Genomic DNA, 1,355 nt, shown 5'->3' on the forward strand with positions numbered 1-1,355 from the left:
GCTGCACACCTACAATCACCACCGCGGACACACCGCGCTGAAAGGCCAACCACCCGCCAGCCGCGTCCCCAACCTCTCAGGGCAATACACCTAGGGGCCGCCGCCGGACTCCCCTCGAAGGCGGCGGTGCGCCGGCTCGTCACCGTGACCCTGACCGGACTGCTGCCTTCGGCCCATCCCGTCGAGGCGGGCGACGCAGGAGCCCAGACAGCACTGCCGCATCGTCACGGCTCCCACTGACGTCCCCGGCGTGGAGACCGTGCGCGGACGCAGGCCCGATCAACAGCACGGCGCGATGACAACCACGTCGGAGCGTGGTTGGCACCTGGTGCTCCGTGTGCCGAGGTTTCGTGCTGCGCAGGCGGGGGCCCTGCGTGTTCTGTGAAACCGGAAGTCAGGGGTGATCGCCGTTCGCGACGGCTAGGCGTTTGGTGAAGGTCTTGCCGGCATCCCTGGACTCGTAGACGCCGTCCTGGGTCGCCGCGAGGATGTTCTGCTGGTTGACGGCGGTCAGGGCCTGGGGCTGGCCTCCCGGTACGGTCGATGTCTTCTTCCAGGTCGTGCCGCCGTCCGTGCTGACGCTCAGGGCGCCGGAGAAGTCGACGCCGAACAGCGCCTTCGGTGACGCCCAGGAGAGGAACTCCATCCCCGGCCCCGCGTTCATCCGCGACGCCAGCACGCCGGGCTACGCGGTGACACCGACGGGCGCGGCGCGTTCGAGCCCAGTGACGCGAGGTCCTTCTCCTCGGCTACGGCGACTGAACCGGCCCGGCCTCCGCCACCCCCATCGGCGTCGGCCGCCCGGCCCGCGACGCCGCCCGCGGAATCGCCGCGCTCGTGGCACGCCGATCGGCGAGGCGCTGTCAGCGGACGGCTGTCAGGGTGAGCTGTCGCCGGCGGAAGTCGAAGTGAGGGTTCGGGGAGCGGTACAAGTCGGCGACGGTCATGAACTCGTTGAAGAACGGGTCCCATCGGGTGGGGTAGTACATGCCTCGTGCGAGTCCGGTCTCGGTCTCGGCGTCGAGCCGACGGTGCAGGTCGTCGATGACCCGATCGAAGACGGATCCCATTCGGCGAGGCCCGAGGACGCCGGCGGCGCCGACGGGGCCGAGGTAGTTCACGACGTGGAACGGCCCGGTGGCGGCGTTCAGACCGCTGCGAACGTCCGGCCGACGCCGTTCGGCAGCCGGGCGAAGACGCGTATGAGGATGAGCAGCGGACGCGTCAGGATGTACCCGAAGAGCATGTGGAAGGGCAGCTTGAACCGTTCCGGGTTCGGTAGAGACTTTAGATTGTGGTTGTGACCTGGGGTTTCGGGGTTGTGCGGTAGTAGTTGGTCTCGTATTCGACGGGTG

General features: G+C 68.6%; 2 protein-coding genes and 1 pseudogene. All 3 read right to left on the reverse strand.

Annotated features, from left to right (window positions below; translation table 11 throughout):
- Positions 1–394 precede the first annotated feature (394 nt).
- Entirely contained in the window at positions 395–664 is a 270-nt protein-coding gene (locus ACZ4SA_RS36920) for a WD40/YVTN/BNR-like repeat-containing protein (protein WP_468283248.1), read from the reverse strand.
- A 199-nt stretch (positions 665–863) separates the two neighbouring features.
- Positions 864–1,121 (reverse strand): hypothetical protein, encoded by a 258-nt coding sequence (locus ACZ4SA_RS36925; RefSeq protein ID WP_468283250.1) that lies wholly within the window; start codon positions 1,119–1,121, stop codon positions 864–866.
- A gap of 26 nt (positions 1,122–1,147) precedes the next feature.
- A pseudogene (locus ACZ4SA_RS36930) lies at positions 1,148–1,355 on the reverse strand (hypothetical protein); the annotation flags it as partial.

Source organism: Streptomyces sp. NPDC027962, assembly GCF_055566095.1.